This is a genomic window from Aeromonas sp. R10-2, assembly GCF_040908445.1.
GTDB lineage: Bacteria > Pseudomonadota > Gammaproteobacteria > Enterobacterales > Aeromonadaceae > Aeromonas > Aeromonas veronii.
The window spans coordinates 1-23,287 of the sequence record NZ_JBFODS010000079.1 but is presented as its reverse complement, the minus strand read 5'-3'; the positions used below and the strand labels follow the sequence as shown (position 1 = coordinate 23,287).

The following is a 23,287-nucleotide window of genomic DNA, read 5'->3' as shown; positions in this document are numbered from 1 at the left end:
GCTCCTTGCTCAGGCCCGCTGGCGCAGGGGTTGTGGGATCGCCACCTGCTCCCCGAGACGCAGGAAGGCAGGCAACAGGATCAGGGTAAACAAGGTACTGCAACTCATGCCGCCGACAATGACGGTGGCGAGCCCGCGGTAAATTTCGCTCCCCTCGCTCGGGCTCAGCATCAGCGGCAGCATGCCGAAGATGCTGGTGAGGCTGGTCATGGCGATGGGGCGCATCCGGCTTTGCAAGGCATCAGCTACCGCCAGCTGACGGCTCATACCGTCCCGTTCGGCGGTGCGGGTCTGATGCACCAGCAGGATGGCGTTGTTGACCACCAGTCCCAGCAGGATGACAAAGCCGATGATGGTGAGCAGGTCCATCGGCAGCGGCACCAGCAGCCCGCTCAGTTGCAGCGCCAGCACGCCGCCAACCGAGGCAAGGGGCAGGGTGAGCAACACCAGCAGGGCATCCTTGATGGAGACAAATACTCCCCACAGCAGCACCAGCAGGATCACCACGGCGAACAGGAAGATGGTCCCCAGATTGTCGAGCGCCTGTTGCAGGCTGTCGGCGTTGCCGGCAATGCGCAGCTCGCCACCAGCGGGCAGCAGGGGGCGGATGGCGGCAAAACTGCGGTTTTTCAGGGTGTCGATCACCTGCTCCATGGTCATGCCCGCCGGGGGCGCTATCTGCAGGATGATGCTGCGCCGCCCATCGGCCCGGAAGATACTGGCCGGGCCCATGTCGTGCTCCACCCGCAGCAGCTCGCCAAGGGGGACGATGCGCCCGGAGGGGGTGGCCAGCGGCACTGCCTTCAGTTCGTCCGGATTGGCGGAGCTCTGCCCCATCAGCATGATGTCGAGCCGATCCTCGCCGTCGAAATACTCGCCAACCCGCAAGCCGTCGCCAAAGGTCTGGATGATGGTGGGCAGGGGCGTGCGATCCCAACCCACTTCGGCGAGGCGCCGATCTTGCGGCACCAGTTTGAGCTCGGGGGCGGTGAAGTCGAGACTCGGCTCGGGCCGGATTTGTGCTCCCGGCAGGTCCTTGCTGAGGATCCCCATGCTGGCTCGGGCCGCCTGATAGAGCTCGGGCAGGTTACCCCCCTGCAGCAGCAGGGAGACGCCGTTTTCGCTGTCAAAGCCGCCAAACAGCGACCCCTGACCGCCGAACACCCGGGTGTCGGGAATACCCACCAGCAGCTGTTTCATCAACAGGCTCTCCAGCTCCTTGATGCGGGTCTCGTCCTTGGGGCGCACGCCAATCTGGGCGCCCCCCGGGTAGCGCAAGATGTAGTAGTTCTTGAGGGCAGGCTCTTTCTCCCCCTTCATGTAGGGGGCAAGGCGGGCGATCAGGGTATCGATCACCTCTTCGCGCTGGGCCTTGAGATTGACCCCGGGGGTGAAGTTCATCCAGACATCCACCGCGTCCCGTTTCACGTCCGGCAGATAGTCCATCTTGGGCAGCAGCGCCCAGGTGGCCAGGGCCGGCAGACTCATCATCAGGGTGATGACCGTCCAGCGCTGGCGTGAGGTCGAGGTCCAGCGGATCACGTGACGGGTAGTGCGCTGCCACAGCGACTCATAGGGATCGGTCAGCGTTTCACGCCCCATCCAGCGCGCCGCCACAGCGGGCAGCACGATGACGGCGACCAGCATGGAGACTGTCACGGCGCAGGCGATGGTCAGAGCCAGATCGGCAAACAGCTGACCCTCCACATCGTTGAGCAGCAGCACCGGCAGGAAGATGGCGACCGTTGTGAGGGTGGAGGCGACCAGCGCCGTCCACACCTGATGGGTACCTTCGAGCGCCGCCTCTGCCTTGCTCAAATCCCCCCGCTCGTGGCGCCGGTAGATACTCTCCAGCACCACGATGGCGGCATCGAGCACCATGCCGACGGCAAAGGCGATACCCGCCAGCGAGATGATGTTGAGGGTGCGATCCATCACCTTGAGCAGGCAGAAGGTGAGCATGATGCTGATGGGGATGGCGAGGGCAATCATCAGGGTCGCCTTGAGCTGGCGCAGGAAGAGCCAGAGGATGGTGCAGGAGAGCAGCACCCCGAGCCCCAGGTTGGCAGTGACCATGCTGACGGCGCGATTGATGTAGAGGGAGGCATCGAACGACTGCTCCATGTGCAACCCGACCGGCTCCAGCACCTCCCGGTTGAGCTCGTTCACCCGGGCCTTGATCGCCTCAAGGGAGGCCAGGGCATTGGCGCCGCTCTCCTTGAAGATCTGGGCGGCGATGGCGGTATTGCCGTTCTGGATCCGCAGCACCGGGTTCTCTTCTCTGGCCACCCTTACCTCCGCCACATCCCGCAGATAGATGGGCAGGCCATCGCGCCAGTCCACCACCTTGTCCCCCAGCGTCTCGACATCGTAACGACCGGCGAAGCGCAGCTTGTACTCCCAGCGCCCGATGTCGAGGGTACCGGCCGACACGTCCCAGCCGGTGGTGGCACGGCTGGCCAGCACCGGGATCTCCACCCCCAGCTCGGCGGCGCGATAGGGGTCGAAGCGGATCTGGATCTGGCGCTCGTTGATCCCCTCGATCGCGACCGTCGAGACCCCTTCGATGCGTTCCAGCTCGGGTTTGACCCGCGCCTCGATCAACGCCTGATGATCATCGATCACCCCTTTGGCTCCGGGCAGCTGCTGGATGAAGAAGAAGGTGAGGGTATCGTTGCTGCTGTAGTTGTTGACGTAGGGACCGCCAATCTTGTCCGGCAATCCCGAGACCCGGTTCAGTCGCGAAATCACATCGAGTTGGGCCCGCTGCATGTCGGTGCCGAGGGCAAACTCCATGTCGATTTCGGTAAAGCCGGGATAGCTGTTGCTGACAAGGCTCTTGAGCCCCTGAACCCCCTGCATCTCCTGTTCGATGGGGTCGGTGATCTCCGACTCCATCTCTTGCGGCGAGGCGGAACGCCAGCTCACCGAGATGTTGAGGTGTGGACGGTCGATGTCGGGGAACAGCTGGATCGGCAGTCCCCGGATGCTGAGCAGGCCCAGCAGGAAAATCAGCACGATCGAGACCGCCACCCAGATGGGGCGTTCGATCGCCGTTTTGGCGAGGTTCATTCACTCTTCCTGAGTTGTTGTTATCGGCCATTCCGCTGGCCTTGCTTCCAAAGCCCCTGCAACAGGGACTCAAGCATTTAACTGGAATTCTCCTAGCTTGTAAATGCATGGTTAACAAACAAAAAAACCGGCCACGAGGGCCGGTTTGGTACTGGTTTGCCAAGGGATCAGGCGGCGTGCTCGACCTTGTTTGGCTGCTTGTTTGCTTGCTGGGAGAAGCCTTCCAGCTCGCCCGGGGCGAAGTTGTCTACCTGGATCGCTTCGTAGCGCAGGGCATCTGCGGCCAGCAGTTTGTCCGCTTCGTCCTTGCTCAGGATGGAACCGGCCAGCGCGGCGGCAACCAGCTCCGGCAGCGCCAGTTTGCGGGGCAGTTTGCCCTCTTTCTGGGCCTGCACCAGCTTCTTCTCGTAGGGCTGCACAGCGACCATGGCCTGGAAGGCGCGCTCCATCAGGCCGACCGGATCCGCCTCGTCTTTGCCGACATAGCAGAGAGCGGTCAGACGGTCGCGGAACTCGCCCGGCTTCATCATGGCCAGACAGATGGCGTGGCTGCGATCGTCTGCCGGCATCTTGTAACCCACGCCGAACGGGAATACCACCCGCTTGAGTACGGCACCCACCACCTTGTTCGGGAAGTTCTGGAAGAAGCCCTCGAACGCTTTGCCAATCAGATAGAGGTTGCGCTCTACCGCGTACTGCACGAATGGCAGATCGGAGACCATGCGGCCCTGATCCTCGTAGTGTTTGAGGGTGGCGGAGGCCAGGTAGAGGTGGCTCAGCACGTCACCCAGACGGGCGGAGATCATCTCCTTGCGCTTGAGATCGCCACCCAGCATCAGCATGGAGACGTCGGCGCACAGGGCCAGCCCTTTACTCATACGGGACAGCTGTTTGTAGTAGCGGGCGGTTTCGCCAGCTACCGGCGCGCTGTTGAACTGACCCAGAGTCAGCCCCTGGAACAGGGAACCGAAGAAGTTGCCGGCGCCGAAGGCGATGTGCTTCATCAGCAGGGCGTCAAACTTCTCGAGACCGCGTTCCACGTCGGTATCGGCCGCCGCTTCCAGCTCGGCAAACACGTACGGGTGGCAGCGGGTAGCCCCTTGCCCGAAGATCATCAGGTTGCGGGTCAGGATGTTGGCCCCTTCCACCGTGATGGCCACCGGAATACCCATGTAGGCGTAGCCGGTGTAGTTTTTCGGGCCCAGCTGGATGGCACGACCGGCGTGGATGTCCATGGAGTCATCCATGATCTGGCGCGCCATCTCGGTCATGTGGTACTTGGAAATCGCAGTGACGATGGCCGGCGCCTGACCCAGGTCCAGGGAACCGGCGGTCATGCGACGGGCCCCTTCGAGCTGATAGGTGAGGCCGCCGATACGGGCCAGCGCTTCTTGAACACCTTCAAACTTGCCGATGGACATGCCGAACTGCTTGCGCACATAGGAGTAGGCGCCCACGGTGCGGCTCGCCATGTGACCGCAAGCGGTGCCCAGAGCAGGCAGCGAGATGCCGCGACCGGCGGAGAGGCACTCCACCAGCATACGCCAGCCGCGACCGGCGTAATCCGGGCCGCCGATGATCCAGTCGAGCGGAATGAACACATCCTTACCGAAAGTCGGACCGTTCATGAACGCCAGACCCATGGGGTAGTGGCGATCGCCAACGCGCACACCCGGGTGGCTGGTGGGGATAAGCGCGCAGGTGATACCGAGCTCTTCCTTGTCACCCAGCAGCTTTTCCGGGTCATAGAGTTTGAACGCCAGCCCCAGCACGGTGGCTCGTGGCGCCAGGGTGATGTAGCGCTTGTTCCAGTTGAGGCGAATACCCAGCACCTCTTCACCCTTGTGCATCCCCTTGCAGACGATCCCCTTGTCAGGAATGGCGCCGGCATCGGAGCCCGCTTCCGGACCGGTCAGGGCGAAGCAGGGCACCTCTTTGCCACTGGCTAGCCCCGGCAGCCAGAAATCTTTCTGGGCCTGGGTGCCATAGTGCATCAGCAGCTCGCCCGGGCCGAGGGAGTTGGGCACCATGACGGTGACCGCCACGCTCAAGCTCTTGGTGGCGATGCGGGTGACGATGGTGGAGTTGGCAATCGCCGAGAACTCGCGGCCGCCATAGGATTTCGGGATGATCAGGGAGAAGAAGCCTTCCTTCTTCAGATAGTCCCACACCGGTTCCGGCAGGTCTTTGGTTTCGTTGACGATCTTGAAGTCATCAACCATGGCGAGCAGGGTTTCGACCTGATTGTCGATAAAGGCCTGCTCCTCCGCGGTCAGCTCGGCCTTGCCGTAGCCGTGCAGTTTTTTCCAGTCGGGGTTGCCGCGAAACAACTCGCCATCCCACCAGACGGAGCCGGCTTCCATGGCCTCCCGCTCGGTGGCTGACAAGGGCGGCAATATCTTTTTGAAGATGCCGAACACCGGACGGGTTACCACCTTTTTACGGATGGAGGGTACGCCGAGCACAACGGCTATCGCCAGCACCAGCAGGACAAGCAATGTGATCATACCGAAGTTCCTTCTATTTCACTGTTTCCGTTGATTTATTGTTGGTTGTTACACGGCCAGGGAGAGCCTGGTCGACTCCACGGGCGCCCCGACTCCGGACGCCAGATAAGGAATAACGTTGCGCACCAGCCCTTCCACATCGAGCTGCTGGCCAAAGTCGGCCAGGGCGATGTCGCGCAGCGCATCGGCGGAGGCCATGGTGAATACGACGGTGCCCAGGGTGAAGTGCAGGCGCCAGAAGAGATCCGCTGGCGACAGGGCCGGATTGGCCTTGGAGATGGCCTGGGTGATCCGCTGCAAAATGGGGCCATAGTGGGCGGTGATAAAGCGGCGCAGGTGGCCCTGGCTGTCGATATAGCCGCGCCCCAGCAGCTGCATGAAGATGGCTGGGCCGTTGGCCCGCACCGCCGATAGCTTCATCAGCGGTTCGACAAAACTTTCAAACAGTTGCAGCAGGGTCAGCTGCTCCTGCTCCATCAGTACCCGCAGGCGGGCATCCAGATCGGGCATGAACAGGCTCAGATAGCGGTCGAGCACCGCCTGGATCAGCTCCTTCTTGGAGCCGAAGTGATAGTTCACCGACGCCAGATTGACGTCGGCCTCACTGGTGATCAGACGCAAAGAGGTATCGGCGAATCCCCGCTCGGCAAACAGCACTTCAGCGGCGTCGAGAATACGGTTTTTGGTATCGATTTTACTCACAGGACACCTCACTTAAACGAATGTTTAAAAAGTACGTTTCATAACGTGAAGTGTCAAGAGAATGTGAATGAGTGTTAGCGGAATGTTTTTTGTTAAAAGGGGCAAAAAGATTGGAACTAACTCCACAGCAGGAGACTCTATATCAATGCCACTGCAATTAAACATTAAGTCTCGCCCAACCTGCACCATGCTAGTTGGGCCTTTTTTTGCGCGTCTGTTACCGGTTTGCGGTTTGCAGGCAAAAAAAACCGCCGCAGGGCGCGACGGTGGGGAAAGTGAGTTCGCGTCATCCTGACGGCAAACTGTCGATGCGAGTTCAGGCATGTATCGACGGGGGCAGTATGCCAGCCAGAGCCCCTCAGACTATGTCAGCTTCGCGGTATTTTGTGACAAAGTGTGGCAAGCACTGGCGTGGCCCAAGCTGTCGCTCTTTGCTATGCTGCCCTTTCAAAATATGAGGGGAGAGAAGATGAAGTACCCGGTCGATACCCACACTCACACCATTGCCAGCACCCACGCCTACAGCACCATCCACGACTATCTGCCGATAGCCAGGGCCAAGGGGATCAAGCTGTTCGCCACCACGGATCATGGCCCCGAGATGGCCGATGCCCCTCATGTCTGGCACTTTGCCAACTTGCCGATATTGCCAAGAGTGGTGGATGGGGTAGGGATCCTGCGGGGTATCGAGGCCAACATCAAAAACCTCGACGGGGAGATCGATTTTCCCGAGCGCTATGAGTCGCGCCTCGACATGATCATGGCGGGTTTTCATGAGCAGGTATTCCCTCCCTGCGATCAGGCAACCCATACCCAGGCGATGATCAACGCCATCAAGAGTGGCAGGGTCGACATGATCAGCCACCCGGGCAACCCTTCATTTCCCATCGACATTCAGGCGGTGGTCAAGGCGGCAGCTGACTATCGGGTAGCGCTGGAGATCAACAACTCCTCCTTCATTCATTCCCGCCCGGGGAGCGAAGGCAACTGCCGTGCCATAGTCGAAGCCGCGCGAGATCTGGGGGCCTACCTCACCTTCGGCTCCGATTCCCACGTGGCATTTACCCTTGGTGATTTTGACCACTGTCACCGTCTGGTGACCGAAGCCAGCTTCCCGCAAGAGCGGATCCTGGTGCGCTCCCCCCGCGTCCTGCTCGATTTCCTCGAAAGCCGCGGCCGGGCCCATATCCCCGAGTTTTCCGATCTATAAATCGTGCTCTAACACCATGAGCCAACTCATAAAATCGAGCTGGCTCAATTGACTTGCCGGTCATTTTTTATGAATGTGGAGAGCAACAAGCCGGTATAGCTCAGTTGGTAGAGCAGCGCATTCGTAATGCGAAGGTCAGGAGTTCGATTCCCCTTATCGGCACCATATAAAACAAAGGGTTAGCTTCTCATCGAAGCTAACCCTTTGTGCTTTCTGGCTGGTGACCCTTCTCATCCCCCTCTTTTGCTATCGCAACCCAAAGGGGAAGGGGCAGCGGGCCAACCCTCCCGGCAGGCGGCTACGCAGGTTTTGCTATTCCCCTCAGGCAACCTCGATGTCTAGCTTGGCTGGCTCCTTCTGCATGGATAGCTCTCCAGCTTGCGATGAGGATTCCAGCTTGTCGATGCGCACCGCTGCCACCTTGAACTCGGGGATCTTGGCGTGGGGGTCGGTGGCATTGATGGTGAGCCGGTTGGCCGGGGCTTCGGCGAAGTGGAACGGGATAAAGACCACGCCCGGTTGCATCCGTTTGGTCACGAAGGCGGGCAGCTCGATATGGCCGCGGCGGCTGGTGACCTTCACTGGCTCGCTGTTGCTGATCCCCATCCGCTGCGCATCCGCCACGCTCATCATCACCCGCGGGCCAGCCAGCTTGTCGAGCCCCTTGGTCTTGCGGGTCATGGTGCCGGTGTGGAACTGCTCCAGCAGGCGGCCGGTAGTGAGCACGATGGGATAGGTCTCGTCGGGCAGTTCGGCTGCATAGCGGAACGGGGTGGCGACCATCTCCCCCTTGCCGCGGGTGAACTGCTTGCCGTGGAGCAGGCGAGTGCCTTCGGGCGCCGCATCGTTGCAAGGCCACTGTAGCCCTTGCGCTCCCACCTTGTCCCACTGGATGCCGGCGTATTGCGGGGTGACCCGGCAGATCTCGGCGGTGATCTCCTGGGCGTTCTGATAGCGCCAGTCGCCGCCCATTGCATTGGCAATCTGCTGGATGATCCACCAATCCTCCCGCGCTTCACCCGGCGCCTTGAGGGCGGGGGAGATACGTTGCACCCGCCGCTCAGTGTTGGTGAAGTGGCCGCTCTTCTCGGCAAAGGAGCAGGAGGGGAGCACCACATCGGCCAGCTGGGCGGTTTCCGAGAGGAAGATATCCTGCACCACCAGAAACTCCAGCTGCTTGAGCCCCTCGATGACGTGATGCTGGTCCGGATCGCTCAGCACCGGGTTCTCCCCCATCACGTAGAGCCCCTTGATGCTGCCCGCACAGGCGGCATCGATGGTCTCGGTGAGGGTAAGGCCCGGTGTGCGCGGTAAGTCTGGCTGCTGCCAGGCGGCGGCGAAGCGGGCATGTACTTCGGGGTTGGCCACCTTCTGATAGCCGGGCAGGCAGTTGGGCAGCGCCCCCATGTCACAGGCGCCCTGCACGTTGGATTGGCCCCGCAGCGGGTTGATGCCGCCCCCTTCGATGCCGATATTGCCGCACAGCAATTGCAGGTTGGCAATGGCGCGCACGTTGTCGTGGCCAGTGGTGTGCTGGGTGATCCCCATGGAGTAGTAGATAGCTGTGCGTTCGGCGGTGCCGATAAGGCGCGCGAGCTCGATCACCTGCTCGGCCGGTACGCCGGTGACGAGGGCCACCCTGTCCGGGGCATAGGCGGGGGAGAGCACCTCTGCTTGCAGCGCTTCGAACCCTTCCACCCGCTCGGCGATATAGGCCTTGTCGTGCCAGTCGTTATGGATGATCTGCTGCATCAGGCCGTTGAGCAGCATCACGTCGGTGCCGGGACGGTGGGCCAGATAGAGGCTGGCATGGTCGGCCATCTCGATCCGCTTCGGATCGGCCACGACCAGCCGCGCCTTGCCTGTGGTGACTGCCCGCTTGATATGGGAGCCGATGATGGGGTGGGCTGCCGAGGTGTCGGAGCCGATGATGAAGATGAGGTCCGAGTGGTCGATGCTCGGGATGTCGTTGGTCATGGCGCCGCTGCCGAGTGACGCCTCCAGCCCGGTGACGGTGGAGGCGTGGCAGAGCCGCGCGCAGTGATCCACGTTGTTGGTGCCCAGCTCCCGGCGCATGAACTTCTGGAACAGGTAGTTCTCTTCGTTGGTGGTTTTGGCCGAAGAGAAACCCGCCAGTACATCGCTGCCATAGCGCTGGCGCAGGGCGGTGAAGCGTTCGGCAATCAGCTCAATGGCCTCTTGCCAGCTGGCGGGCACCAGCTCGCCATCCTTGCGAATGAGCGGGGTAGTGAGGCGCTCCTCGCTCTGGATAAAGTCAAAGCCGAAGCGCCCTTTGACGCAGAGCAGCCCCTGATTGACCGGCGAGTTGCGGTTCCCCTCCACATAGCGGATGCGGTTGCGTGCCTCATCGACATAGAGGGTGACGCCGCAGCCGACCCCGCAGTAGGTGCAAATGGTATTGACCGGAGTGAGCAGTTCGGTGCGCCCCTGCGACTTGTCGCGGGCATCCACCAGGGCGCCGGTGGGGCAGACCTGTACGCAGGCGCCGCACTGCACGCAGTGGGAGTCGCCCATTGCCAGCCCGCTGTCGAACTGCGGGCGGTTCGAGAGGGTGCCATCGCTGTTCTTGGCAAAGCGCAGCACACCCTGCACCGCCTGTTCGCCACAGGTCTGCACGCACTGGCCGCAGCCGATGCAGCGGTTGGCATCGAACACGATAAATTCGCTGCTGTTATCCACTGCAAACTTCTGGCACTGGCTGGTATCGAGAGCGCTCTGTTCGACCTTGTATTCGGTGGCGTAGTCGCGCAGTGCGCAATCGGTGTTGGCCTGACAGCCGCACTCGAGGCAGCGGCTGGCTTCACTGCGGGCATCGGCATCACTCAGCCCGCGCTCCACCTCGGCAAAGCTGCCCTCGCGATCTTTATCTGCCAAATGAGGCATGATGGTGCGGGCGACTTTTTTCAGGTGAGCAAACTGGGCGGGATCGACCTGCTTGAGTTTGGGGGCCTTGCAGGCGTTGAAAGGACGAACCGGATCGATCATGTCACCGTGGAGGAACTGATCGATGGCCTGCGCCGCCTTCCGCCCATCGGCAACCGCCTCAATGGCGGTGGCGGGCCCGCGGCGCAGATCGCCGATGGCGAACAGGTTGCCGTGGCCGCTGTGCATGGTCTCGGGATGGGACTCCAGCGTCTGCCAGCGGGTGAAGGGGAGGGTGAGGGATTCCCCTTCCATAAAGCTGAGGTCCGGCTGCTGCGACACTGCCGCAATCACGGTATCAAACTCTTCAAGGAAGAACTCGCCGGTGGGCTCCGGGCGGCGGCGACCGGAGGCGTCCGGCTCGCCGAGGGCCATCTTCTCGAGGCGTACCTGGCAGACGCGACCAGCCTCATCGGCCAGATTCTCTACCGGATTGGTGAGCATCAAAAAGCGCACCCCTTCGTGCTCCGCCTCGTCGATCTCGTAGGCTTCGGCGGGCATCTCGGCGCGGGTGCGGCGATAGATAAGGGTGGTTTCAGCCCCCAGCCTGACCGCCGTGCGGGCGCAGTCGATAGCTGTGTTGCCGCCACCGATCACCGCCACCTTCTTGCCGGTGGTGAGCCGCTTGGTGAGCATCTGATCCTTGAGGTAATCGACCCCGAGATAACAACCCGCCAGGGTGCTGCCCGGGTAATCCATCGGCACCGCCTTGGAAGCGCCAACCGCCAGACAGACCGCATCATAGTCGCGGCACAGCACCGAGAGGGTGAGCTGGTGGCCCAGTCGCTGCTGGGTGTGGATCCGCATGCCGCTCTGGCACATCAGGGCGATCTCCTGATCGAGGATCGCCTTGGGCAGCCGGTATTCGGGGATGCCGTAGCGCAGCCAGCCACCCGCTTCGGGCATCGCCTCGAACAGATCGACCTCGAACCCCTCGTAACCCAGATAGTAACCGCAGGTGAGGCCGCCCGGGCCGCTGCCGATAATGGCCACCCGCTTGCCCTTGGCGGGCTTCTTGGCTGGTTGATAAGGGGCAATCTCGGCCAGATCGAGATCGGCGGCGTGGCGCTTGAGGTGGCGAATGGCAAGCGGTTCATCCACCAGCGCGCGGCGGCACTGTGCCTCACAGAAAGCAGGGCAGACCCGGCCGATGGAGAGGGGCATCGGCAATGTCTGCTTGATGACGGCCATGGCAGCCTGGTGATCCCCCATGGCGATGTGGTGCAGATAGGATTGAATGTCCACCCCGGCCGGACAGGCGCGTTGGCAGGGGGCTTCGCAATCGGCGTAGTGATCCGAAAGGATGCGGCCGAGCGCCTGCTGGCGGTGGGCGCGTAGGGCATCGCTTTGGGTCGTGATCACCATCCCTGCCTCGGGGCGCGTCTCGCAGGCGCGCCGGATGCCGAGCCCGGCAATCTCGACCACGCAGAGGTCGCAGGGGGTCTTGGGGCCGCTGGTGTTGTCACCGCACAGGGAGGGGATGTCGATCTGGTGTTGTTTGGCTATCTGGAGCAGGGTTCTGGTCGGGTCAACCGTCAACTGAGCCCCATCGAGGGTGATGGTGATCATGGCGTCATAAACTCGCTTTCAAGGCGCAGAAAATGCTGCATCTGGCGGAGCCAGCAGGGGAAGCGACAGGGAGGCCGCTTGTTATACGCTCACCATAACAAAGATTATTTACAACTTTATTTGATTTTAGACAGCTTATTGTTCAAAAGGGAAAACGATTTCAGGTTGTCTTGTCTACCTCATCGGCTCGGCGCATCGTTGAGAATCATTCCTGTTACAGCAGGAAACTCATTGTCTTATTGTCAGTTTATGCGTCTGGTGGAAGAGAGGCTGCTCTCGCTCGCGGTAGGTGTGATCCGCCAGTAGCACCATTTGTTATGCAACTTATTTTGCATAAATGGTGACTTTGCTGAAGGCACTCGGCTGGATAGAAGGTTGCTGGAGAGGGGGCGGACATGCGTGAGTGGCGAGTCCTAGATAAAGAAAATGGCCACCTTTTCCAAGGCGGCCATTCACGTTGCCGATCGGCGCACTGTTGGCCCAAAGGGTTGGTCGCAGGAGATCAGCCGGATATCAGGGTGGGCAGCCGGGCTTGCCAGATCTGGTGCCAGTGCTGCAGTTCGCTGCGCGGCATCGGGCGGGCGGTAAAGAAGCCCTGACAGATATCGCACCCCAGCTTGGCCAGCAGTTGCCAGGTCTGCACATCTTCCACCCCTTCGGCGACTGATTTCAGCCCCAGCTTGCGTGCCAGCTCGATGCTCGACTCTATGATGGCCAGACGGGAGGGGTCGGCATAGCAGCGATCGACAAAAGATCGATCAAGTTTGAGCTCGGTAAACGGCAGCAGCGCCAGCTGCTGCATCGAGGAGTAGCCGGTACCGAAGTCATCGATGGAGAGGCCAAAGCCGTGCATCCTCAGCCGGGTCAGCACCTCCAGTGCCTTGCCGATATCCTCGACAAACGAGCTTTCGGTCACCTCCAGGGTGATCAGCTCGGGATTGACGCCCCAGCGCTGGCACTGGTTGATCAGGAAGTGGCAGAGGTCTCCCTCAATCAGCGAGGTGGTGGAGAGGTTCATCGACAGATTGAGGGAGAGACCGGTCTGGCCCCACAGATGGCAATCCTGCAGCGACTTGTTGATGATGACATCGGTCAGCTGGTCGATAAGGCCGTTGTTTTCCGCCAGCGGGATAAACATGCCGGGGGAGATCAGTCCGTATTCCGGATGCTGCCAGCGGGCCAGCGCCTCCATCCCCACCCACTGGCCGGACGCAAAGCCGACCTTGGGTTGATACCAGGGCAGCAACTGGTCGTTGTCGAGGGCGCGTTTGAGCTCGTCCACCGAGAGGACGAGGCCATCGTCCTTGCCCGAGGGAGCCGACTTGGGCGCCCAGGAGTCAATCAGCTGGCGCAGTCGCTGCGGGCTGGAAGGTTTCTCGATGCGACCCAGCACATGGAGACCATAGGCCGCGCTCATGCGCAGCACAGCCTCCACCACGTCATCTTCCAGCGCGCTGGAGAGGATGATGCCGCCCCGAAAGCCACCCAGCGAGAGGCGGCGTAGCAGCGCCATACCATCCATGCCGGGCATCCGCAGATCGCAGAACAGGATGTCGACAGTGTGGCTCTGGCACAGCGCCAGGGCTTCGATGCCGTCTGCGGCCTCCAGCAGTTGTTGATAACCGAGCGCCCGGATCTGGTGCATCAGGGTCTTGCGTTGAAACCCGTGATCCTCGACCACCATGATGACCAACTCGTCTGCCGTTCTACTCATCGAGCCACAATCCCATTTCACGTTCAATATTGTTCATCTGTTCTTCCACTCTCTGTGTCAGCAGCGCGAGCTCGCTCAACTGTTTGAGGCGGGCCGCCGATTCCAGTTGCGCCGCCTGCTCGGCCAGGGAGAGCTCCCCGACCATTCTGGCTGCCCCTTTGATGCGGTGGGCGATCTCCACCAGCTCCTGGCTATCATCGGAGGAGAGCGCGCTCATCATAGCGTGGCAATCTTTCCGGTTGGAGGCCAGATACTCCCTTGCCATGCTTTTGGCAATCCCTTCATCGCCAAACAGATCTTGCCAGCGACCGATCATGTCGAGATTGATGGCCTGTCGTGCGGGCACTCTCTCTGTGATCGTAGTCGCGGGCAACCACCGCAGCAGCATCTGGCGCAGTGACTCCAGCGAATAGGGTTTGCACAGCATGCCGTTCATGCCGGCTGCCGTCATATTGGCTGCCGCCTCCTCCGAGGTATCGGCGGTGACGCCGATGATGGGGGCATGCTCCCCTTGTTCCCGCAGGCGGCGGGTCAGGGTGTAGCCATCCATGTGCGGCATGTGGCAGTCGGTGATCAGCAGGGCGAAATTCCGGGTTTGCCAGGCGCGCAACGCCTTCTCGCCATCTTCCACTACCTCGCACTCCACTCCCAGAATCGCCAGTTGACGGGTCAGCAGGGCGCGATTGACCAGATGGTCATCGGCGACCAGCACCCGCCCGCCCAGTTTTTCGATGCTGGCGGCATGGGTGGTCACGGCTCGCCCGGTGATCAGTTCGCGGCAGCTTTCGAGCAAAAGATCCGGATAGAGGGGGGATTGGCCGAGGCGCCACCAGTTCTCCGAGCCCATGCGCCCCCGCAACGCTTCGCGGGGGGAGAGGATGACCCCCTTGAGAGTGCCGGACTGTAGCAAGGTGTGCCAATCGCTCCCCATGCTGGACTCCAGCGCGGCCTCTTCCGCCAACAGCAGACCGTCGAGATCGGCGGTGAGCTGGTGGATATCGAGGGGGATCAACCGGGCGCCGAGCCGTGCCATGGTGGTCTGCAAGGCGGCATCGCTACCCAGCCACCACCATTCGCTGCCCGCCAGTGCGGGTGGTTCCCACAGGACATTGAGCAGCGGGATGCTAAAGCGGAAACAGGCCCCTTCACCGAGCTGGCTCTTGACTGTCAGGTTGCCGCCCATCTTCTTCACCAACTGCTCACAGATGGCCAGGCCCAGACCTGTGCCGCCAAAGCGGCGATTGATATCGGATTCCACCTGCTCGAACGGGGTAAAGAGCAGCGCTTGCTTCTCTTCGGCGATGCCGATGCCGGTATCCGTCACCGCGATAACCAGCTGCTGGTCGTGACAGCTGACCTGGATCGAAATGACGCCCTGCTCGGTGAACTTCACCGCATTGTTGAGCAGATTGGAAACCACCTGGCCCACTCTGACCGGATCGATATCGGCCAGGTCGGGGAGTTGATCCTCCCACTGGAGCGTGACCTTCAGCCCCTTGCTGTAGGCCAGTGCGGCATGGCCGCGGATCACGTCGCACACCACAGGTTGCAGACGGCAGGATTGGTGATTGAGGTGCAGCTGACCCGCCTCGATTTTGGAAAAGTCGAGGATATCGTTGACCAGATAGAGCAGGTGGTTGGCCGAGCTCTCCACATTGCGCAGCAGATAGCGCTGGTCATCATTGAGCTCGCTCATGCGCAGCAGCTCCAGCATGCCGTGCATGCCCGAGATGGGGGTTCTCAGCTCATGGCTCATGGTGGCCAGAAAAAGGCTGCGAGCCTGCATCGCCTGCTCGGCCGCGGCGCGCGCCTCACGCAGCTCATGCTCCTGTTGCTTGATGGCGGTGATGTCCTGCACCACGCCGTTGAGCAGGCGATCATGGCCCTGTTGCGCCACAAAGTTGCCGCGGATCTGGATATAGCGCTCCCCCTGAACAGAGGGCACCAGCACCTCCATATCGAGCGGCTCAAGGGTTTGCGCATGTTTGGCCACCTTATCGATAAAGGTTGCCAACGCCTCATCGTTCAAGCCGAGGATCACGCCGCCAGACTCGGCTGCCATCAACTCTTGGTGGGTCATCCCGAGAATGTCGCTGGCTCCTTGGGACAGATAGAGGAATTTCCCCTTGCCGGCCCCTTGCCAGAGATATTGATAGACCAGACCCGGCATGCTGTCAGTGATGTCCCGCAGCCTGCCCTCCACTTCCCGCACCTTGTTTTCGGCGGCCTTGAGGGCACTGACATCGGTCAATACCGTCAGCACCCCCTGAATCGCGCCGTCTGCTGCGCGATAGGGCAACTTGACGTAGACCACGTGAAGGGGAATATCCCCCTCGCGCTGGGTATAACCCGATCCTTGGAAGCTCTCGCCGGTTTCCCAGACCGCACGCTCCTCGCATAGCATCTGTTGCCGCTCGTCCTCGGTCATATAACCCCAGCCATCTCCTGCGGATCCGTCACCGATAAACAGCTCGCGGTATGCCCGGTTGCAGAGGGTCAGGCGATGCTCGTGATCCCGCAATGCCACCATATTGGGCAGGGAGTCGAGCAGGGTCTGGACGAACACCAACTGCTCATTGAGTGTCTTCTCGGCCCGTTGTCGCTGCACGATCTCCCGTTTCAGGGTGCGGTTCCAGGCCCAGAACAGGGCAAACAGCAGGGTGGCTGCCGCGCCGCCCATTGCGAACCAGAACAGCACGGTTTCGCTATTGATGCCGGTCTGCACGCTCATGGAGAGCCAGCGTCTCTCCACTTTATTGAGCTCCTCCGGCGGTATCGAATAGAGCACCTTGGTGAGGATCCGCTGCAGCATGGGATCTTTGCGCGTAGCCATGGCGACCGGCAGGCGCAAGTCTTTGCCGGCATAGACCACCTGATAGCGTTCGCTCACCCGCTTGTTGATGGATGGCAGGGTGACCATCACGTAGTCGGCATCGCCCGTGTCCAGCAGCTCCAGCAAGCGGTTGTCATTGTTGACCTCTATCGGATGGGCGCCGATGTGGGTCAGTAGATCTTTATCCAGCGAGCCATGCACCATGCCGACCCGTTTCCCTCGCAGCAGTGAGAGATCGGTGATATCGGTACTGCCTTTGGGGGCAATAACGACCCGATCGACAAACAGATAGCCGGGGGTGAACAGCGCAAACTGGCCGCGGTCGTGGTTGGGGGAGATGGCCGGAATAAAATCGATCTGCCGCAGCTTCAGCATATTCTGGGTTTCACCCCAGCTATTGGTGCGAACCAGAGAGAACTTCAGCCCGGAGACTTGCTGCATCAGCGCCATCAGGTCCGCCACATAACCGACCAACCTGCCCCGGTAATTGAATTCGCTCATGGAGGTCCAGTCCGGAGAGACGCCGTAAGTCAGCTCAGGATGCTGGTTGAGCCACTCCTGCTCCTCAGGGGTAAACTGCACAGACTTCACCGCTCCTGAGTCCGCATGTTGGCTAGTCGTGGTAGCTGCCAGCATGTGACGACGATCTTCAACCGGTATCTCGTTGAATGCCTTGCTCACCAGGCTGACCAGTGCCGGGTCGCTCTGGTTCATATTGATGGAGAGAGACGTGCCGCTTACCCATTCCGGAGTGGCAATGGTGAAGCCAGCCTTGGGGTGCTGATCTTTCACCATCACCAGTGACGGCATGTCAGCAAGATAGGCGTCAGCCATGCGCTTTTTGAGCATAAAGGCCGCTTCGCTGCGACTCTCGGCCTCGGTCACACGGGGAAATCCCAGTTTTTTCAATTCACTGCAAGCATTGACTCCCGTGACACAGATCCAGTGCAAACCATGGGCATCCTGTCGTGACAACTTCGTTTTGCCATTGTTGAGCAGCACGCCGCGCGGCATGGAGAGCAAAAACGGGAGGGAGACAATATTGGATCGCCATTGTTCGCTTGGCTGGTCGTTCACCAGTATGTCGATTGCGCCGTGGTCAAGTCCGGACAGCGCATCCACGTAGGAGGGGTAAACCTTGTAGCGCAGGGTCAACCCGAGCGTTCTGGCAATCTGCTGCGCAATATCGGGGACTGGGCCGGTAAAGCGTTGATCTGCATCCTTATAGCTGTATGGAGGGTCACCCATCATCGGCATGCCGATGACTAGCTCCTGGTGTGATGACAGCCAGGCGTGCTCAGACAGATCAAACTCGTCTTCATTCAGACTGGTAATGGCGTGCGCCGCCACGCCCCAGAGCAGTAGCAGGAGAAACAGGAATAGACGATCACATTGGCGGAGCATCAGAAGGAATCCAACAGAATTGGGCGCATATTGTAAGTGCATTAAAATGCAGCGGCCAACTTCAATTTACTCAATATTGGGCCACGACATGCCGATGTTGTAACCCATCACCAAGAATGAAAAAACCGGGAGCTGGTGAAAACAAGTGGGAGATGGTGGGACAAACTCAGGAGTGGCGGGGCTTGTGGCACGATGCAGTTAAACCAGGGAGTTTAACTGCAAAATGAAAACTACCGGGTCAAACGGCTAGTCCATGCGCTGAAAATGAAAAACCAGACTTGATGCCTGGTTTTGCTTTGGATTCTTAAACCGCTGGCATGCAACGTCATTAAATCCTGACAGGGGCGGGTGTTAGGATAAATTGGGTTAAAAAAAATCATGCCCGAGCCAAACCACCTTGCCAATGATGCTCAACGAGTCCAGCTCGTTCGGCATAACCGCTAGTGTTTCGTATCCAGTTTTATTGTCGCTGATGATGTTCACTCCACCATCAACCCGCTTCTGCAGCCGCTTGGCGTAGAGTTCATCCCCTAACCGCAGCACGAACAGGCCACCATCCTGGATCTGGTTGCGGCTGATATCCACCAGGATAGAGTCGCCAGAATGGATGGTTGGCTCCATGCTATCCCCCTTGGCAAATACCACTACCAGGTTATCTGGATTCAACTGCCGGTATTTGAGCCACTTACGGCGGAACGCCAGCCTGCGTTTAACGCTATGGTCATCATTAAACGCGCCATGCCCGGCACTCACTGATATGTGGTAGCCATCGATCAGGGCATACTCTTCATCAAACTCCTCCCATTTGTAGCAAATGGAAGCATCTGATATCGCATTGATATTATGGTGTTTTTTTGATTCTTCGTTGAGCGCGTGAGTCGATAGGTTAGCTGATGCTGGCTCATCGGCTGAGCTACCTGACAGTAACCAAACCAAATCAACGCCTTTTGCCCGTGCGATGGCGAGAGCGTCATCAGCTCTGGGCAGACGACCTTTTAAAAAGGCGCGTACGGCCCCCTCTGAGAGTCCGATCTCTTCTGCGAATGAGCGCACGCTTTGGGTACCAATGACCTCAGTTAAACGCTCAGGGAAGGATCCGATCCCACTCCTAAGAAACGGATCTGTATTTCCGATCTGGTTCTCGTTTTCCGATTCCATCATATCCCTTTTAAATCAAACAGTTAGAATCGAATTCCACTGTGCGTGTATTTGTACGCATTGGAAATGTATTCTTATCATTCCCAGTGATTGACGTGCGTACGAAACGGATCAATAATCACAAATGTTCGCAGTGCGTATAAAAGTGATGCCTGCGCAATGCGAATAACCAACGGATATTAACACGGAATGAACCGATGGAAATACGAAGCGCGAAACACATACACGCACACCTAGTGGCCAAAGGCTCTAGCTGTCGTGCATGGGCACTGTCTCGTGATTACAACCCACGAACAGTCCAGCTGTATGTTCAAATGTACGCGCCTGACACGAACCGGTTACCACGGGATGGAGCCCTTGCCGACAAGATCATGAAAGAGCTGTATCAGTTCATTGGTTACCAGCAAGGGGCCGAGTCAGGTGAGGAGCACGACCATGAGTGAGTGGTTTACTTCGATTAAACTGGCCGGTTTACCTGGTCTGCCTGCAACAGATCGTGCAATTCGGATCCGGGCGAGCAAAGAGAATTGGAAATCCAGACCAAGGGAAATAGGTAAAGGCAGCGAGTTCCACATCAGTTCACTGCCAGCAGAAACCCGCCGCCATTTGGCAGAGCAGGCTGTGGCTCAGCAAGGTCAGGCTGTGACCGATCACAGTGCTGGCGGCAAGGCGATGGCCAAGTTACTGGAGCGGGAGAGACCGGCCAAGCCTGATGCTGGCCGCAAACTGCTGACCCTGAGCGAAGCCCCACGCAAAAAAGTAGATGCCAGACTGCTGATTTTGCAGGCCGCCGATATCTTTCTGGCGCCCTATCACGCCTGCCAGCAAGGAGAGGTGGGACGCCGGATTTTTATCGAGGCATACCGTACCCGCAGCCTGCAGTTGCCAGCCAGCGTCTATGAGCGGCAAAAACCGTTTAGCCTGATCACGCTGCGCCGTTGGCAAAGCTCGTTGACCAATGAAGGCCCAGCCGCACTGGCTGGCAATTATCAGCGTGAACGGCCCTCAACCGTTGAGCAAAGCCCTGAGCTGGCCCAGTTCCTTACCGCATTGGTGACTGCCAAGCCACACTTGGCCAACAAGTGGGGCGCTCTGCATGAGCTCGCCACTGAGTACAGCGCGATGAACAAGCTGGGATGGCATATCCCCAGCCAGTCATCCCTGCGCCGCTGGATGGTTAAGTGGTTGGCTGAAAACAAAGTGGCCTTTACCTATGCCACCAACCCGGATGCCTACAACAACAAATACCGCACAGCCATCGAGGAAATGTATCCCTGGATGGGTCAGCCGAACGATGTGTGGGAGTTCGACAGCACCCCGGTCGATGCCATGTTGGTGGATGGCCGTCACAGCATTATCGCGGTGATCGACGTGTTTACTCGCCGCGTTCGTTTGCTGGTGGCCAAGAGCTCCTCCAGCGAGGGGATCTGCCTGTTGCTGCGCAAGACTCTGTTGGCCTGGGGCACCCTCAATGACAACGGTGTGATGCGTACCGATAACGGCTCTGACTACGTGAGTCAGCGCGTCATGTCGATCTGCACCCTGCTGGATATCAATGTCAGCCGATCCAATGCCTATTCGGGTTGGGAAAAGCCCTTTATCGAGCGATTTTTCCGCACCCTGAGCCACGGCCTGATCGAGTTGTTGCCCTCCTATATAGGCCACTGCGTGGCTGACAGACAGGTGATTGAAGCCCGCAAGAGCTTTGCCCTGCGGTTGGAAGAGAAGCGCAAACCGGATGCGGAAAAAGAGATTTTTGAGTTGGCGATGACAGCACAAGAGCTGCAGACCCTGCTCGATAACTGGCTGGATGCCCGCTACCACAACAAAAAGCACAGCTCACTGGGGATGACCCCAAACGAGAAGTACCAGAGTGCCCGTTATCAGCGCCGCGCCATCACCGATGAGTCTTCGTTGGATCTGCTGCTCAACCATATCGGTGAGGCGACCGTTTCCAAAGGCTTTATCAAGGCCGGTGGCCTGAAATATAGCGCCCCGGAGCTGTTGGAGCACACCTGGAAGAGCCAGCGGGTCAGCGTCTTTCTCGATCCTAACGATGTGGGCCGCGCCACCTTGTACCGCACCGGAGACTGGGGAGACCGAGTGGAGGCCATCAATACCGATCTGCTCGGCAATGGCATCAGCCCAGACGCATTCCGTGCCGCCAAGCGTGAGGATGCCAAGGTACTGGCCCGATTCCGCCGCGAGATGCGCAACGTGGCCAAGACATTTGGCATCGACCAGTTGCACCAGGATGTGGTCAATCACTTTGTCGAGCAGGCCAAGGAGGTTGCCCAGTTCAAGCGCTCGGATCTGAACCTCGACAACCCGGCGCTGGCTGCCCTGACAGGGGTTGCGGCATCCAGTGTGCCGGTCGGGTTCAGTGCCACGGAGCTGGCCGCCATTGAGGCCAGGCGAGAAGAGAAAGCTGCCCGCCAGCAAGCAACGGCAGGACAAGAGTCCAGAGCGCTCAAGACCGAGTATGAGCAGGCAATTTACTTGGCAGAGAAGGAGTTGGATACCCCGCTGACCGAGCGGGAGAAGGAGTGGCTGACCAAGTACCTGTATAGCCACAAGTTGCCAGCAAAACGGATTAGCAGGCATCTGGAAAGCATCAGGGCCACACGCAATGCCCAGGCAAAAGGTTAAGCGTGCAGCCCTGTTTAAACCATAGATAAAGGACATAAACACTATGAAACACAAGATCGTTGAAGTCAAAAACATGATCAAGACCGAGCAATTGCTCGATAACCTGCTCAACCGCTCCAGCATCGTGCCAGGCATTGGCTTGATCCATGGGCCCTCCGGTTTTGGCAAGACCACTGCCGTGGAGTGGCTGTTCAACCAGGACGAAGTGAACGGGATCTATGTGCGTTGCTACAAGGCCGATACCGTCACCAGCCTGCTGGAGCAGATAGCCAAAGAGATCGGCATCCCCCAGCGCCACAACCTGCGGGCCCAGGTCGATAGCATTGTCGAAGCCGTGCGGGCCGAAGAGCTGGCCATCTTCGTGGATGAGGCTGATTACGTGGTCGGCAATGCCCGCATCATGGAGACCCTGCGCGATATCTACGATGCCACCGAACAACCCCTGATCCTGGTCGGGATGGAAGAGATTGCCCGCCGGATTAGCCAGCGCAAGCAGCTGTTTAACCGTATCTCCCAATGGATTGAGTTCAAACCGGCCGATCTCGATGACGTGTCCCTGATTGCCAGCGAAATGCTGGAGGTGGACGTGGAAATTGACGATGCCTTGCTGGATCTCATTCGCAAACGTTCCAACGGGGTGGTTCGTACCATCGTCTCAGCCCTCGACAAGATCGAGAAGATGGCTATGGCTTCTGACGCTCACATCATCCGTCTGGAAGATGTAGACGCCAGCGACTTGCTGCATGACGTGCGCCGTAGCCGTTAGCGGTGTTAATGCACTGCGATAAAAGCAAAGAGCACGGGAGGGATACCAGTGGTTCAGACAAAAAACGAAACCAAAACAGAGTTCGCCTGGAATTGAGGTGTCCTGACAAGATCGGACAGTCCCGGATCAAGCAGCCTGAGCAGTTCTCCAATACCTCTTGTTAAACTCCGCCGGGCTGACTGAGGTGTCCTGACAAGATCGGACAGTCCCGGATCAAGCAGCCTGAGCAGTTCTCCAATACCTCTTGTTAAACTCCGCCGGGCTGACATTGCCAAGTCGTGAATGCCGACGCTGGCGGTTGTAAAAAATCTCTATGTATTCCTGAATCGCTGCCTTGGCCTCCGCTCTCGTCTCGAATCTATGGTGGTGAACCAGTTCATTTTTAAGAGACCCCCAGAAGCTTTCTATCGGGGCATTGTCGAAGCAGTTCCCCTTGCGTGACATGGAGGTCTGCATGCCAAATTGTACCTGGAGAGCCCGGTAAGCCTTGGCACAGTACTGACTGCCCCGGTCTGTGTGATGAATAAGCCCAACGGGTGGCCTCTTCTGCTGCACAGCCCGAAACAGCGCCTGACTGACCAACCCGGTGGTCATTCGCTCTCCCATCGCATAACCCACTATCTCACAGGTAAACACATCCTTGAGACCAGCCAGATAAAGCCAGCCTTCGTCGGTGGCAATATAGGTGATATCACCGGTCCAGACTTCGTTGGGCTTCGTCGGCGCAAAGACCTGACCAAGGAGATTCTCCGCCACGGGC

10 protein-coding genes, 1 tRNA gene and 1 pseudogene are annotated in these 23,287 nt (G+C 59.3%); 4 read left to right on the top strand and 8 right to left on the bottom strand.

Annotation, left to right across the window (positions count from 1 at the left end; all coding sequences use genetic code 11):
- Nucleotides 1-9 precede the first annotated feature (9 nt).
- The 3 genes from AB5Y97_RS15765 to AB5Y97_RS15755 all read right to left on the bottom strand — a co-directional run bounded on the left by AB5Y97_RS15765 (nucleotide 10) and on the right by AB5Y97_RS15755 (nucleotide 6,281).
- On the bottom strand, nucleotides 10-3,072 hold the full coding sequence (locus tag AB5Y97_RS15765; protein WP_201948290.1) for an efflux RND transporter permease subunit: 3,063 nt from the start codon (nucleotides 3,070-3,072) through the stop codon (nucleotides 10-12).
- A 167-nt stretch (nucleotides 3,073-3,239) separates the two neighbouring features.
- Nucleotides 3,240-5,579, bottom strand: coding sequence for an acyl-CoA dehydrogenase (locus AB5Y97_RS15760; RefSeq protein ID WP_201948292.1), 2,340 nt, complete (start codon nucleotides 5,577-5,579; stop codon nucleotides 3,240-3,242).
- 48 nt (nucleotides 5,580-5,627) lie between these two features.
- On the bottom strand, nucleotides 5,628-6,281 hold the full coding sequence (locus tag AB5Y97_RS15755; protein WP_005334507.1) for a TetR/AcrR family transcriptional regulator: 654 nt from the start codon (nucleotides 6,279-6,281) through the stop codon (nucleotides 5,628-5,630).
- A 469-nt stretch (nucleotides 6,282-6,750) separates the two neighbouring features.
- On the opposite strand from AB5Y97_RS15755, the gene AB5Y97_RS15750 reads away from it, so the two are divergent.
- Both AB5Y97_RS15750 and AB5Y97_RS15745 read left to right on the top strand, forming a co-directional pair.
- Nucleotides 6,751-7,491: a phosphatase gene (locus tag AB5Y97_RS15750; RefSeq protein WP_201948295.1), complete on the top strand. Its 741-nt coding sequence runs from the start codon at nucleotides 6,751-6,753 to the stop codon at nucleotides 7,489-7,491.
- Between the two features lie 89 nt (nucleotides 7,492-7,580).
- Nucleotides 7,581-7,656: transfer RNA gene (locus AB5Y97_RS15745), tRNA-Thr, on the top strand.
- A gap of 156 nt (nucleotides 7,657-7,812) precedes the next feature.
- On the opposite strand, the gene fdhF is transcribed toward AB5Y97_RS15745, so the two are convergent.
- The 4 genes from fdhF to AB5Y97_RS15725 all read right to left on the bottom strand — a co-directional run bounded on the left by fdhF (nucleotide 7,813) and on the right by AB5Y97_RS15725 (nucleotide 19,115).
- The gene (fdhF, locus tag AB5Y97_RS15740) at nucleotides 7,813-12,003 is read right to left on the bottom strand and encodes a formate dehydrogenase subunit alpha (protein WP_368158411.1); all 4,191 of its coding nucleotides are present in this window, start codon (nucleotides 12,001-12,003) and stop codon (nucleotides 7,813-7,815) included.
- A 502-nt stretch (nucleotides 12,004-12,505) separates the two neighbouring features.
- On the bottom strand, nucleotides 12,506-13,717 hold the full coding sequence (locus AB5Y97_RS15735) for an EAL domain-containing protein (RefSeq protein ID WP_005353540.1): 1,212 nt from the start codon (nucleotides 13,715-13,717) through the stop codon (nucleotides 12,506-12,508).
- Nucleotides 13,710-17,954, bottom strand: coding sequence for a transporter substrate-binding domain-containing protein (locus AB5Y97_RS15730; RefSeq protein ID WP_368158408.1), 4,245 nt, complete (start codon nucleotides 17,952-17,954; stop codon nucleotides 13,710-13,712). Before AB5Y97_RS15730 ends, AB5Y97_RS15735 begins: the two co-directional genes overlap by 8 nt.
- A gap of 366 nt (nucleotides 17,955-18,320) precedes the next feature.
- The gene (locus AB5Y97_RS15725; protein ID WP_368158405.1) at nucleotides 18,321-19,115 is read right to left on the bottom strand and encodes a helix-turn-helix transcriptional regulator; all 795 of its coding nucleotides are present in this window, start codon (nucleotides 19,113-19,115) and stop codon (nucleotides 18,321-18,323) included.
- A 432-nt stretch (nucleotides 19,116-19,547) separates the two neighbouring features.
- Here AB5Y97_RS15725 and AB5Y97_RS15720 point away from each other — a divergent pair, with 432 nt between their 5' ends.
- Both AB5Y97_RS15720 and AB5Y97_RS15715 read left to right on the top strand, forming a co-directional pair.
- Nucleotides 19,548-21,761, top strand: a complete 2,214-nt coding sequence (locus AB5Y97_RS15720; protein ID WP_368158403.1) for a DNA-binding protein — start codon at nucleotides 19,548-19,550, stop codon at nucleotides 21,759-21,761.
- Nucleotides 21,762-21,804: 43 nt separating this feature from the next.
- Complete coding sequence (locus tag AB5Y97_RS15715; protein ID WP_016350107.1) at nucleotides 21,805-22,527, top strand: AAA family ATPase; 723 nt, start codon at nucleotides 21,805-21,807, stop codon at nucleotides 22,525-22,527.
- A gap of 213 nt (nucleotides 22,528-22,740) precedes the next feature.
- On the opposite strand, the pseudogene AB5Y97_RS15710 reads toward AB5Y97_RS15715, so the two are convergent.
- A pseudogene (locus tag AB5Y97_RS15710) lies at nucleotides 22,741-23,287 on the bottom strand (IS3-like element ISAeme20 family transposase); the annotation flags it as partial.

Excerpts from the sequence above, each read along its gene's own strand:
- AB5Y97_RS15765 (WP_201948290.1), bottom strand. The coding sequence starts at position 3,072 with ATGAACCTCGCCAAAACGGCGATCGAACGCCCCATCTGGGTGGCGGTC.
- AB5Y97_RS15760 (WP_201948292.1), bottom strand. The coding sequence starts at position 5,579 with ATGATCACATTGCTTGTCCTGCTGGTGCTGGCGATAGCCGTTGTGCTC.
- AB5Y97_RS15750 (WP_201948295.1), top strand. The coding sequence starts at position 6,751 with ATGAAGTACCCGGTCGATACCCACACTCACACCATTGCCAGCACCCAC.
- fdhF (WP_368158411.1), bottom strand. The coding sequence starts at position 12,003 with ATGATCACCATCACCCTCGATGGGGCTCAGTTGACGGTTGACCCGACC.
- AB5Y97_RS15735 (WP_005353540.1), bottom strand. The coding sequence starts at position 13,717 with ATGAGTAGAACGGCAGACGAGTTGGTCATCATGGTGGTCGAGGATCAC.
- AB5Y97_RS15730 (WP_368158408.1), bottom strand. The coding sequence starts at position 17,954 with ATGCTCCGCCAATGTGATCGTCTATTCCTGTTTCTCCTGCTACTGCTC.
- AB5Y97_RS15725 (WP_368158405.1), bottom strand. The coding sequence starts at position 19,115 with ATGATGGAATCGGAAAACGAGAACCAGATCGGAAATACAGATCCGTTT.
- AB5Y97_RS15720 (WP_368158403.1), top strand. The coding sequence starts at position 19,548 with ATGAGTGAGTGGTTTACTTCGATTAAACTGGCCGGTTTACCTGGTCTG.
- AB5Y97_RS15715 (WP_016350107.1), top strand. The coding sequence starts at position 21,805 with ATGAAACACAAGATCGTTGAAGTCAAAAACATGATCAAGACCGAGCAA.